General features: G+C 62.7%; 13 protein-coding genes. 6 read left to right on the top strand and 7 right to left on the bottom strand.

Translation table 11 applies throughout. The features are described from left to right. Positions 1-323, top strand: a 323-nt coding sequence (locus tag E5W87_RS29095) for a peroxidase-related enzyme (RefSeq protein ID WP_292405414.1), incomplete at its 5' end; no start/stop codon positions are given. Between the two features lie 137 nt (positions 324-460). Beyond that, a complete protein-coding gene (locus tag E5W87_RS29090) occupies positions 461-784 on the top strand; it encodes a hypothetical protein (protein ID WP_292405411.1) in 324 nt (107 codons plus the stop codon). 9 nt (positions 785-793) lie between these two features. Here E5W87_RS29090 and E5W87_RS29085 read toward each other — a convergent pair whose 3' ends face one another. Continuing rightward, positions 794-1,408 (bottom strand): LysE family translocator, encoded by a 615-nt coding sequence (locus E5W87_RS29085; protein WP_292405408.1) that lies wholly within the window; start codon positions 1,406-1,408, stop codon positions 794-796. Positions 1,409-1,802: 394 nt separating this feature from the next. Between E5W87_RS29085 and E5W87_RS29080 the strand changes: the two genes are divergently transcribed. Then, positions 1,803-2,429 (top strand): DUF1062 domain-containing protein, encoded by a 627-nt coding sequence (locus tag E5W87_RS29080; RefSeq protein WP_292405404.1) that lies wholly within the window; start codon positions 1,803-1,805, stop codon positions 2,427-2,429. A 58-nt stretch (positions 2,430-2,487) separates the two neighbouring features. Here the strand turns inward: E5W87_RS29080 and typA are convergent, their stop codons facing one another. Continuing rightward, a complete protein-coding gene (gene typA, locus E5W87_RS29075; RefSeq protein ID WP_292405402.1) occupies positions 2,488-4,317 on the bottom strand; it encodes a translational GTPase TypA in 1,830 nt (609 codons plus the stop codon). Positions 4,318-4,517: 200 nt separating this feature from the next. Between typA and E5W87_RS29070 the strand changes: the two genes are divergently transcribed. After that, on the top strand, positions 4,518-4,799 hold the full coding sequence (locus E5W87_RS29070) for a hypothetical protein (protein WP_292405399.1): 282 nt from the start codon (positions 4,518-4,520) through the stop codon (positions 4,797-4,799). Positions 4,800-4,875: 76 nt separating this feature from the next. Here the strand turns inward: E5W87_RS29070 and E5W87_RS29065 are convergent, their stop codons facing one another. After that, positions 4,876-6,450 (bottom strand): alkaline phosphatase, encoded by a 1,575-nt coding sequence (locus tag E5W87_RS29065; RefSeq protein WP_292405397.1) that lies wholly within the window; start codon positions 6,448-6,450, stop codon positions 4,876-4,878. A gap of 302 nt (positions 6,451-6,752) precedes the next feature. Beyond that, positions 6,753-8,036 (bottom strand): MFS transporter, encoded by a 1,284-nt coding sequence (locus tag E5W87_RS29060; protein WP_292405394.1) that lies wholly within the window; start codon positions 8,034-8,036, stop codon positions 6,753-6,755. 81 nt (positions 8,037-8,117) lie between these two features. Between E5W87_RS29060 and E5W87_RS29055 the strand changes: the two genes are divergently transcribed. Both E5W87_RS29055 and E5W87_RS29050 read left to right on the top strand, forming a co-directional pair. After that, positions 8,118-8,723 (top strand): TetR/AcrR family transcriptional regulator, encoded by a 606-nt coding sequence (locus E5W87_RS29055; protein WP_292405390.1) that lies wholly within the window; start codon positions 8,118-8,120, stop codon positions 8,721-8,723. 44 nt (positions 8,724-8,767) lie between these two features. Further along, positions 8,768-9,361: a hypothetical protein gene (locus E5W87_RS29050; RefSeq protein ID WP_292405388.1), complete on the top strand. Its 594-nt coding sequence runs from the start codon at positions 8,768-8,770 to the stop codon at positions 9,359-9,361. Positions 9,362-9,605: 244 nt separating this feature from the next. On the opposite strand, the gene ppa is transcribed toward E5W87_RS29050, so the two are convergent. From ppa to E5W87_RS29035, 3 genes are all read right to left on the bottom strand, one after another. Then, complete coding sequence (gene ppa, locus E5W87_RS29045; RefSeq protein WP_128241804.1) at positions 9,606-10,139, bottom strand: inorganic diphosphatase; 534 nt, start codon at positions 10,137-10,139, stop codon at positions 9,606-9,608. A gap of 112 nt (positions 10,140-10,251) precedes the next feature. Further along, the gene (locus E5W87_RS29040) at positions 10,252-10,758 is read right to left on the bottom strand and encodes a GNAT family N-acetyltransferase (RefSeq protein ID WP_292405384.1); all 507 of its coding nucleotides are present in this window, start codon (positions 10,756-10,758) and stop codon (positions 10,252-10,254) included. Between the two features lie 106 nt (positions 10,759-10,864). Then, on the bottom strand, positions 10,865-11,253 hold a 389-nt coding region (locus tag E5W87_RS29035), incomplete at its 5' end, for a TPM domain-containing protein (RefSeq protein WP_292405381.1).

Below are 11,253 nucleotides of genomic sequence, written 5' to 3'. Positions count from 1 at the left end.
CCATCAACCACTGCTATTATTGCCTCGCCGCGCATGGCGCGGCGGTGCGCCAGCTTTCCGGCGACCCGGCCTTCGGCGAGATGATGGTGATGAATTTCCGCGCCGCCGACCTTTCCGCGAGACAGAAGGCGATGCTCGAATTCGCAGTCAAGCTGACAGAACAGCCGGCGAAGATCATCGAGGCCGACCGCGCAGCGCTGCGTGAGGCCGGTTTTTCCGACCGCGACATCTGGGACATCGCCTCCTTCTTCAACATGTCGAACCGGGTGGCGGCAGCAGTCGACATGCGGCCGAACGATGAATATCACGCGATGGCCAGGTGAGGTGACTGCGAGTCAACCGAACTGTATATTAGCTATTGCGCATTCTCGTTGCGTCTTTGCCGATTTGGTCCGATGATCGCTCCTGCGGCGTGACCCGCATGTCGGTTCGACGCCGCAGATCAACAACGGAGGAGAACATGGCGAAATTTCTCTACGTCTATCACGGCTCGGGCAAGATGCCGACCGAGGAGGCTGAGCGGAAAGCAGCGATGGATGCCTGGAACGGCTGGTACGGCAAGCTTGGCTCGGCCGTGGTCGACGGTGGCAATCCGGTCGGCATGTCGAAGACCGTGCTGCCCGGCGGCAAGGTCGAGAACAATGGCGGCAGCAATCCGACCGCCGGATACACAATCGTCGAGGCGAAAGACATCGACGATGCCGTCGGCAAAGCCAAGGATTGTCCTATCCTGACGAACCCGGGTTTCAGCGTCGAGATCGCGCCGATAATCGAAATGGGTTGACGCGCCGGCTCAGGACCGCGCCGCGATTGCCGCAGCGGCGCCGGCCATGGTGCCGGCGCTGACGCGGTTGGCGATTTTCATCGCCCGCTTGCTCTTCAGCAGTTTCCGCGCCTGCGCTGCGGCAAGCACCCAGGCGAGATCGATGGCCACCAGAACCACGGCCATGGTCAGCGTCAGCTCGACCCAGCCGACGACCGTCACCGAGGCGAGATCGATGATGGTCGGCAGCAGCGCCAGATAGAACATCATGATCTTGGGATTGCCGAGCGTCACCGCCATGCCGGCAAAGAACAGTTTGATGGCTGACTCGTCGCGCGGCATCTCGCCCTCGCGCGCCTCGACCGGGGCCGTCCACATCTTCCAGGCGAGGTAGGCGAGATAAGCGACGCCGACCCATTTCAGCACGACGAAGGCGAGGTGGAAGGTCTGCGCCACCACCGCCAGCCCGAATACCGCCAGCGACAGCCAGATGCCCTCGCCGATCCACATGGCGAGCAGGAACGGGAACACGTCGCGAAAGCCCTTTGCGATGACCCGCGCCACCAGAGCGGCAATCGAGGGACCGGGCGAGCCGGCGGCGACAAAAAGGGCGGCGGCGAAGATCAGAAGCGAGGTGAAGTGCATGACCGGGATCTTTGCTTGGGACGTTGATCGCTCGATATTAGCGCAAGTGTTCCTGCGGCGGTAGCATCGATAATAGAAGGGGCTTGTCGACCCGACGCGTGGCAGCTAGAAGTTTCGTCCCGACACAGTTTCGAGCTTCACTTTGCCTACGTAACCGCCGGTCTCGTCAACTCCCCCGACACAATGCATGGCGCCGCATTCGCGACGTCTGCTCATATGATGTGTTCCTCAGGGTGGCGGTTCGAGACCGGTTTGGCACTGCTGAACCGCTGTCGCGCACAACCACCCGCGACACCTGATTTCCGACCACCGCAGTCTCTCGCCACGCCGTGCCCGCATGGGCATCTCGACATCGCCGATCTGACGAACTTCCCGATGGGAAGGGCTTTTCGGCATGTCTTCGATACTGCGTATCCGCTGGGCGATCGCGCCCAAAACCGCACCTCGACCGCTGATCAACTGCAATCGCTGCGGCGCCTTCAAGGGCTACCACAGCAGCGGGAAGTTCCGCGTCAACGCCAATGGCAAACGCATCGATGCGTGGCTGATCTACCGGTGCATCGATTGCGACAATTCCTGGAATTTCGGCATTTTGGAGCGGTGCAACCGCCGCGACATCGAGCCTGCGTTGCTGCAGGCGCTCGAAAGCAACGACCCGGCCCTGGCGCGTCGCCATGCCTTCGATGTCGTGGCACTGCGAAGCAGGATCAGGCGCGTCGAGGAGTTTCCTGAAGCCGCCGTTCATAAGGAGGTGCTCGGCGACAGTCCGGAAAATACCACCGCTCTCGAACTCCAGCTCGGGCTGGAGATGCCGACAGCGCTGCGGCTCGACCGGCTGCTCGCCGGTGAACTCGGTATCTCGCGATCGCGGCTTCAGGCTTGGGACGAGAAGCGATTGCTGGTCGTTGGTCCGGACGGGACCAAAGCCTTGCGCAAGCCCGCTCGAGCGGGAACGGTGATCCGCATCGATCTGGCTGGCTGGCCGGATCGGGACACTATCATCTCGGCCGCCGGTGCATGAAATGCAAAGGGAGGGAGCACGATGGCGCTCCCTCCCTTTTGACTGCTTCGAAGAAAAATTACGCCGCGCCGACCACCTTGGCCGACTTCTCAAAACGCTTGCGCTCGTTCGGGTCGAGGTAGAGCTTGCGCAGGCGGATGGTCTTCGGCGTCACCTCGACCAGCTCGTCGTCCTGGATCCAGGCCAGCGCGCGTTCCAGCGTCATGCGGATCGGCGGCGTCAGCTTTACTGCCTCATCCTTGCCGGCGGCGCGGATGTTGGTCAGCTTCTTGCCCTTCAGCACGTTCACTTCGAGGTCGTTGTCGCGTGAATGGATGCCGATGATCATGCCCTGATAGACTTTGACGCCCGGATCGATGACCATCGGGCCGCGGTCTTCCAGGTTCCACATGGCATAGGCCACCGATTCACCCTGTTCATTGGAGATCAGCACGCCATTGGTGCGGCCCGGCAGCTCACCCTTGTAAGGTTCGTAGGCATGGAACAGCCGGTTCATGACAGCGGTGCCGCGCGTGTCGGTCAACAGCTCCGACTGGTAGCCGATCAGGCCGCGCGTCGGCGCGTGGAAGACGATGCGCTGGCGGTTGCCGCCGGACGGACGCAGTTCGACCATCTCGGCCTTGCGCTCCGACATCTTCTGCACGACGACGCCGGCATGCTCCTCGTCGACGTCGATAACGACTTCCTCGACCGGCTCCAGCAATTCGCCGTTGTCGCCTTTCTGCATGACGACGCGCGGCCGCGACACGGCGATCTCAAAACCTTCGCGGCGCATCGTCTCGATCAGCACTGCAAGCTGCAATTCGCCGCGCCCGGAGACGAAGAACGAATCTTTGTCGGGCGATTCCTCGATCTTCAGCGCGACATTGCCTTCGGCCTCGCGCAGCAGGCGGTCGCGGATGACGCGGCTGGTCACCTTGTCGCCTTCGGTGCCGGCCAGCGGGCTATCGTTGACGAGGAAGGACATCGTCACGGTCGGCGGATCGATCGGCTGCGCATGCAGCGGCTCGGTCACCGACGGGTCGCAGAAGGTGTCGGCGACGGTGCCCTTCGACAGGCCGGCAATGGCGACGATATCGCCCGCCTGCGCCTCGTCGATGGGCTGGCGCTCGAGCCCGCGGAACGCGAGGATTTTCGAGATACGGCCGGTTTCGACCTGGGTGCCGTCATGATGCAGCACCTTGACCGCCTGGTTGGATTTCAGCGTGCCGGATTCAATGCGGCCTGTGATGATGCGGCCGAGGAACGGATTGGCCTCAAGGATGGTGCCGATCATTCGGAACGGGCCGGGATGAACGGTCGGCGCCGGCACGTGCTTGATGACGAGGTCGAACAGCGGCGAGAGGCCCTGGTCCTTCGGCCCTTCGGGGTTTTCCGAGACCCAGCCGTCGCGGCCTGAACCGTAAAGGATCGGGAAGTCGAGCTGCTCGTCGGTCGCGTCGAGCGCTGCAAACAGGTCGAACACTTCGTTGACCACCTCGACATGGCGGGCGTCCGGCCGGTCGATCTTGTTGATGACGACGATCGGCTTCAAGCCGACCTTGAGCGCCTTGCCGACGACGAATTTGGTCTGTGGCATCGGCCCCTCGGCGGCATCGACCAGCACGATGGCCGAATCCACCATCGACAGGATGCGCTCCACCTCACCGCCGAAATCGGCGTGGCCTGGGGTGTCGACGATGTTGATGCGGGTATCCTTCCAGTCGACCGACGTCGCCTTGGCCAGGATGGTGATGCCGCGTTCCTTTTCAAGGTCGTTCGAATCCATGGCGCGTTCGGCGACGCGCTGGTTGTCGCGGAACGAGCCGGACTGCTTCAGAAGCTGGTCGACGAGGGTGGTTTTTCCATGGTCGACGTGCGCGATGATCGCGATATTACGAATTTTCATGTTGTGGTCTCGGGAGCGTTGCAGGCAGCAGGCCAAAAGGCGCTGCCTCTTTCGGTTGGGCGGCTCATACAGGGTTTTTCGCAATTGCGAAAGAGGAGGCGTGCCACCAAATACATGGTCACCAAATCTTAAGCGTCTTGGTGTGAAATGGAAATATTAACCAAAGCGGAACCTTTCAGGGTCGGGACAGTTCAAATTTCATGACCAATACGGGCATCAGATACCGGCCAATCCTTGCATGGGCAGCCCTCGCCGTTCTCCTTGCGGCAGGCGCGGCACAGTCGGCTGCGACGTTCAAGGAGGCTCGCCCCGCCCTGCCGTCCGACACACGAACGGCGGAGCAGTTGTTTGCCGATGCTCCCGATGGCGTCGACCCGGTGGTGACCGGGCCGGTCAGTGCCGCCTTCAAGCAGAGGCAGGAAAACGCCGGCTGCGACAGCGCGGTCTGGCCCAAGATTCCAACCGTCTGCTATCCGGACTGACGACCGCCGACGACGGTCGTCATCCCAGGGCGTAGCAGGAGCGAAGCTCCGCCCAAGGATGACGAAACGAGGTCCGTTACGCCGATCGCACCGGATCGAGCGCGACCTTGTAGAGTTCATGGTCGTCGCGATCCATCAGCCGCACCGTCATCTGTTCGGTGGCGCCGTCGATGTCGACAAGGCCGAAGAACTGCAGGCCAGCCGACGGCGGCAGGTTCTGCCCCTGCTCGGCGGTCGGCGCCTTGATGAATTTCAGCTCCGGACCGAAGGTCATGTCGAAATCGTTGGGTCCATACGTGCCGGCATGCAGCGGACCTGAGACGAATTCCCAGAACGGATTGAAATCCTGAAACTGCGCCTTGTCTGGATTGTAGTAGTGCGCAGCCGTGTAGTGCACGTCGGCGGTCAGCCAGACGGTGTTGCTGATACCGGCGTTCTTTATATAGCGAAGGAGGTCGGCAATTTCCAGCTCGCGGCCCTTGGCCGGGCCATTGTCGCCATTGCTGACGGCCTCGGCGCCGGCCTTCTTGGTGGCGTCGTTCCAGACGACGAGACCGAGCGGCATGTCGGCGGCGATGACTTTCCAGGTCGCGTTGGAGTTTGCCAGTTCGCGCTTCAGCCACTTCGTCTGCTGTTCGCCGAGGATGCGCGATTGTGGCGTGACCGTATCCTGCATGCCCGGGCCGTTGGCGCCGCGATAGGAACGCATGTCGAGGAAGAACACGTCGAGCAGCGGCCCATAGGCGATCTTGCGATAGACGCGGCCGGGTTCGGACGGCTCGTAGCGGATCGTCGTCATCTCGTGGAAGGCGCGTGCCGCGCGTGCCGCCAGCACATGGATGGATTTTTCCGAGTAGCGGTCGTCGGCGCTCAGGTCCTTCGAATCCGACCAGTTGTTCACCACCTCGTGGTCGTCCCACTGGTAGAAGGTCGGGCAGATGGCGTTGAGCCCCAGCACGTTCCTGTCGATCATGTTGTACTTCCACTGACCCCGGTACTCGTCCAGCGTCTCGGCAACCTTGCGCTTTTCGTCGATGAGGACGTTGTTCTTCCACTTGCCGCCACCGGGCAGGTCGACCTCGTCCTTCATCGCGCCGTCGGCATAGATGGTGTCGCCGGAATGCAGGAAGAAGTCGGGCGTGTGCTTGCCGATCGTGGCATAGGTCTTCATGCCTGTATCGTCGATGCCCCAACCCTGGCCGGCGGTGTCGCCCGACCAGGCGAACCGGATGTCACGCTTCGAAGCCGGCGCCGTGCGGAAACGGCCGACGATCGGCTCGGAGACGGCGTTGATGTCGGCAAGATCGGCCGCGATCATCCGGTAGAATATATCCTGGTCCGAGGCGAGGTCGGTCAGCAGCCGCTTCACCGTATAGTCGCTGGCCGGCGACGTATCGAGCGGCGCAAGGCGGACGGCGTTGGCGAAATTCTCCGTCGACGACACTTCGAACATGACGCGCGACGGGCGATCGGTGCGCGTCCAGATCATGCCGCTGGTGGCGTCGACGTCGCCTGACTGGACACCATGGGTGAAGGCCGGCCGCTGATTGGCGCGGGAATAATAGGGAAGCGCGAGGCCCGAGGCGCCGACGAGGCCAACGGCGCTCGCCGACGTGACGAAAGCGCGCCGCGTCATCGAAATTTTGTTCATGGCTGTCTCCTGGATGGCGTTGAACGGCGCCGCCAAGCTCCAGCGTCAATGTTTCAGGCACATCTCGAAACCATGAAGGTTTCATAACAATCGACAAGCAGAAAACGTCATTCAAACGGGCAGCCTGATCGTCAGACCACCTTTTGAAATTTCGGCCGCGAAGGTGTGTTGAGATTCAGGTCAGGCCGAGCCGAAAATGGTGGGTTCCGAGAACCGGAGCGGAGCGTACTTTTGGTACGTGAGCACCGGAAGCGCAGGAAATCGCCGTTTGCAGGCCGGCCTCACCTGAATATCAGCACACCTCAAGCCGCTTGCGGTTCGGGCTCGAAGGCCGGACGGCTGGTGTTGATCAACAGCGAGATGCAGGCTGCGGCTATTGCCGTCATGCCGGCGATGAGGAAGGCAAGCTCGTAATTGCCCTGCAATTCACGCATGGTGCCGCCGAAGAAGGCGGCGGTCGCCGCACCCACCTGATGGCCGGCGACGATCCAACCGAAGACGATCGGCCCACTGCGATCGCCGAACGCCTCGTTGGAGAGCCTGAGCGTCGGCGGCACGGTGGCGATCCAGTCCAATCCATAGAGCACGGCGAAGATGATCAGGCTGGTCGACGAGAAGCCGGAATAAGGCAGATAGATCAGCGACAGGCCACGGATGCCATAATAGGCGCCGAGCAGCTTGCGGGGATCGAAGCGGTCGGTGAGCCAGCCCGACAGCGTCGTGCCGATCAGGTCGAAAATGCCCATCAGTGACAGCAGGCCGGCGGCTTGCACTTGGCCGATACCCATGTCGCCGCAAAACGCGATCAGGTGCGTGCCGACCAGTCCATTGGTGGTGAAGCCGCAGATGAAGAAGGTGGCGAACAGATACCAGAACACGCGGGTGCCGGCGGCACGGCGCAGCATGGTGAGCGTGTGGGTAAGGAAATTGCCTTGCGCGGCCGGTGGCGTCGGCGGCACATCGTCGGCCTCAGCACCGTAGCGCACCATGCCGATCGCGGCGGGGCGCTCCGGCACCAGCATATAGACCAGCGGTATAAGAACAGCGGTGGCGACCGCAATGGCGATGGCGACCGGCTTCCAGCCGCCCGACTGGGCGAGCGCGGCGAGCAGTGGCAGGAACACCAGCAGGCCGGTGGCGCTGGAGGCGGACATCAGCCCCATCACCAGGCCGCGATTGGTCTTGAACCAGCGGTTGACGATGGTGGCGCCGAGCACCGTGGCCACTGCGCCGGAACCGACGCCGGAGAAGACGCCCCAGGTGAGAAGCAGGTGCCACGGCTCGGTCATCAACAGGCTGAGCGCCGTCGAGCCCGACATCACCACCAGCGATGCCAGCAGCGTGCGGCGCAGCCCGATCCGTTCCATCAGTGCCGCAGCAAACGGCCCGGTCAGGCCGTAGAGGAAGATGCCTATCGCCGCGGCGAGCGAGACGACATCGCGCCGCCAGCCGAAACTCTCCTCCAGCGGCAGCATCATGACGGCGGGAGCCGAACGGAGGCCCGCCGCGATCAGCAGGCAGAGGAAAATGACGGCGACCACGACGAAAGCATAGCGCTGGCCAAACGGACGGGATTGAGCTATCATGTTACTGACCGGTACGTTGCAATTACACCGAGGTATACGTACCGATCGGTAACATTGTCAAGCAGCCACGGCACATCCAAAATGAAAAGCATTGAACCAACGATCAAAGCGGATGAAGGGACACCGCCCCGCGCCGGCGAAAAAATCCTTCGCGTTGCCCGCGACCTGTTCTACCGGCAAGGCATCAGGGCGATCGGCGTCGACGAGATCGTACGGCGTGCCGGCGTCACCAAGCCCAGCCTCTATCGCAGCTTTCCCTCCAAGGACGAATTGGCCGCGTCCTATCTCCGGCAATACGACCTCGAGTTCTGGGCCCGCTTCGACGAGGCGGTGGCTGCCCATCCCGGCGATCCGCGCGCGCAGATCGCGGCCTTCCTGACCCGCATCGGCAAGCGCACGCAAAAACCCGACTATCGCGGCTGCGGCATGACCAATGCGGCCGTCGAGTATCCCGAACATGGCCACCCGGCCCGCGTGGTGAGCGAGGCCAACAAGCAGGAATTGCGCCGACGCCTGCGCGCCATGGCGGCGGCAATGGGTGCCCGCGACGCCGATACGCTGGGCGACGGGCTGCTGCTTCTGATCGAGGGCGCCTATATCAGCGGGCAGTTGTTCGGTGCCGGCGGACCGGCGAAGTCCGTGGCCCGCAACGCCGACCTGCTGATAGAAGCGAGCTTGAAGAAATAGCGTTTGACGATACGTTACGGCAGCCCGAAACGGAGTTGTCCGCAATGCGTGCCATTTTGATGATTCCGCTAGCCCTCGCCGGCCTCTGCCAGGCTGCCCAGGCCGGCGATCTTTCTAGCGCCTACACCGATCTTGACTCGAAGAAGGACTGCGTGACCTACGCGCAGGCCGAACAAGGCGAAGGCGACTGGGCCAGCCTCACCTGTTCGGGCTATCGCGGCTACCCGGTGTTGATCGCCTATGACGATGCCCGCGAATCGCTGTTCTACGGGTTTCCATCCAGCGACATGACCACGGTCTGGGAAAGCTTCGTCGGTTTCAATTCGGCTGGACCCAAGCTCGAATGGCGCATCGAGACGAATGGCGACCGTGCCGTTCCCTTCGCCGTCATCCACCGCCGATCGATCAGCAATCCCGAGGACGAGAGCAAATCGACCGAGGTGCTGGTCGTCGCCAAGGTCTCCCAGCCGGAGAAGTATGAGGGCTGCACCGTCGGGCTGGTGCTGGCCACCGGCAACCCGGCCGCCAACGACGAGGCGCGCAAGCTCGCCGACGAGAAGGCACGCAGCTTTGCCTGCGGCAAGGACATGCGCGTGATGGTCGGCGACGTACCCGCTTTCGGCCGCGTCGACAATTAGTGGAGGTGAGGAAGAGCGTAGCAATGGCCGCCGTTCGGCGATCCTTCGCGCCCCCCTCTGTCCTGCCGGACATCTCCCCCACAAGGAGGGAGATCGGCTACCATCTTGGCTTTCGCCAATCTCCAACGCTGAAAGAGAGACGGGGCGGCGAAGCTGCCAATCTCCCCCCAAGTGGGGGAGATGCCCGGTAGGGCAGAGGGGGGCGCTGTCCCGCCGACGTCTCGCAATTTTGAAAGCGCTGGGCCTACTTGCTTGCCTTCGCCCGCTCGATCGCCTCGACGATCATTTTCTTGGCGTAGGCGGCGTCGTGCCAGCCCTCGATCTTAACCCATTTGCCGGGTTCGAGATCCTTGTAGTGCTCGAAGAAGTGCTGGACCTGGTCGCGTGTGATGTCCGGCAGCTGCGTGTATTCAGTGACGTTCTGATAACGTAGCGTCAGCTTCGGCGAAGGCACCGCAATGACCTTCTCGTCCTGGCCGGAATTGTCCTCCATCACAAGCACGCCGATCGGCCGCACATTGATGACGCAGCCCGGCACTAGAGCACGCGTGTTGCAGACCAGCACGTCGATCGGGTCGCCGTCACCCGACAGCGTGTGCGGCACGAAGCCGTAATTGCCGGGATAGCGCATCGAGGTGTGCAGGAACCGGTCGACGAACAGCGTGCCGGCCTCCTTGTCCATCTCATACTTGATCGGCTCGCCGCCGATCGGCACCTCGATGATGACGTTGACGTCCTCCGGCGGGTTCTTTCCGATGGCTATGGCTTCGATACGCATGGCTTTTGTCCCTCTTTCGATTGGAAACCGATAGCGGGCGGGGGCGCATGGTGCAATGCGGCGAATGGTACTGAAAACAGCTGAGGGTGTTAGCGAGAGGAGTGTTGAGCCGTCATTCCCAGACGAAGGCGACCTTCTTCAGCGCCTTCTGCTCGAAGATCTCGACGCCCTCGGCGACGTCGCGGCCGCCGGCGCCGGCATAGAAGGTGAGAGCGTTCTGATTGTCCTCCAGCGCCCACACCACCATGCCTTTCAGCCCGTGGTCTGCCAGTCGCGCTCGTGCGGCCGAGAATAGCCGGCTGCCGAGCCCGATGCCTTGATACTCCGGGCGCACGTAAAGTTCGTAGATCTCGCCCTGCTGCTTGAGCTCGCGGGCGCGATTCTTGCCGATCGTGGCGTAGCCGGCGATCTTGCCGCCGATCTCGACGACCAGGACGGTGGCGGCGCGGCGGATGGCGTTCGCCCACCAGTCGGCGCCGCGGCGGTTGATCATCGACGTCAGCGTGCGATGCGGGATGATGCCGGCATAGGCGCCGCGCCAGGCCAGCAGGTGCACGTCGGCGATGGCGCTTGCATCGCGCGGCTCGGCTTTCCTGATGTCGATGCTCAGCGTCTTCATGATTGGTTAACCATAAACCCGCATCGCCCGATTGCAAGAGTCCGGTCAGCCGGCTCCCAAGCTTTCGCACAGGCGATCGACAGCTGTCAGGCACGGTCGTAACGACTCAGATTTCGACCAGATGATCGTCGAGTTCGTTGCTATCGCCGGCCGAAACCGGGAAATGCTCGGCCAGCACCGCGCCAGTCGCTTCGATTGCCTTGATGAAGCCGTCGGCGAGGCGATCGTCGCCGGCATGCGCGGTAAGGTCGCGGACGACACTGTCCCAAACATCCTGGCCGACACGGCTGTCGATGCCGCTGTCGGCGACCACCTCGGCATAGCGTTCCGCAATGGAGACGAAGACCAGCACGCCGGTGCGCGCCGTGGTGCGGTGGACGTTGCGGGCGAGGAACTGCTTTATCGCATTGGCGTGCGCAGCCTGGTAGCGCAGTCGCCTCGGCACCAGATGGATGCGCAAGCCGGGCAGCGCCCACAACAGGGCAAGCACCGAGG

It is taken from the genome of Mesorhizobium sp. (assembly GCF_004962925.1).
Taxonomy (GTDB): Bacteria; Pseudomonadota; Alphaproteobacteria; order Rhizobiales; family Rhizobiaceae; genus Mesorhizobium.
This window is presented reverse-complemented; position numbering and strand designations above follow the sequence as displayed.